Genomic DNA, 916 nt, shown 5'->3' with positions numbered 1-916 from the left:
TGAGGTGATCTCAGAGAAATAATTCGGACGATTGCGGATTTCCGGGACGTCGGCGGTGGCGTTTCCGGGCCTTTCGGGAGAAGTCGTCGAAGGCCGGAGGCAGACGTGGAGCCTCCGGTAGATGAGTTCTCACCACAAGAAACCGCAACGGCCGAAAGGCTCCACGTGATTGCTCATCGTGCCACGCTCGACGTCACCCGTGCACTGGTTCACTACGTTGCCCGGCTGCTGCAGGACGAACGTCGCCGGCTCGGCACTCCCAAGGGCAGCCGCGCCCTGACCCCGTTCTGGCAGGCGGTCCTGATTCTGCGCTGGTTCCGGGGCGAGCACGACATCCCCAAGCTTGGCCGCGATCACCGCGTCTCCCGGGCCACGGCTTACCGCTATATCGCCGAGGGGATCGACGTCCTGGCAGCTCAAGCCCCTGATCTGCGCGAGGCTCTGGATCGCGCCCAGGCCGACGGGCTGGCCTATGTGATCCTGGACGGCACCCTGATCTCCATCGATCGCTGCGCCGAGCAGGCCGTCAGCGTCAAGGGCGAGCCCATCGACGCCTGGTATTCCGGCAAGGCTCACCAGCACGCCGGCAACCTCCAAGCGCTCTCGGCACCCAGCGGGCTTCCCCTGTGGATCGCCGACGTTGAGCCGGGCTCGGTCCACGATCTGACCGCCGCTCGCGCCCACGCGCTGGGCGCGCTATACGCCGCTGCCGCCCGCGGTCTGCCCACCCTCGCCGACGGCGGTTACGACGGTGCCGGAATCGGCGTCTACACGCCGATCAAACAGCCTGCCGAAAATCAGACCCTCAGCTCGGACAACCGCACCTACAACCAACTCCTGCGCGGCCTACGCTGTCTCGGCGAACGCGGGTTCGCCCTGCTCAAAGGCCGTTGGCGGATCCTCCAGCACATCACTG

1 protein-coding gene is annotated in these 916 nt (G+C 66.3%); it reads left to right on the top strand.

Annotated features, from left to right (window positions below; genetic code table 11):
• Nucleotides 1–105 precede the first annotated feature (105 nt).
• Nucleotides 106–916: transposase family protein (locus tag IEZ27_RS53430; protein ID WP_229825372.1), on the top strand; the 811-nt coding region annotated here is incomplete at its 3' end.

This window comes from Nonomuraea spiralis, assembly GCF_014648435.1.
Classification (GTDB): Bacteria; Actinomycetota; Actinomycetes; order Streptosporangiales; family Streptosporangiaceae; genus Nonomuraea; species Nonomuraea spiralis.
This window is presented reverse-complemented; position numbering and strand designations above follow the sequence as displayed.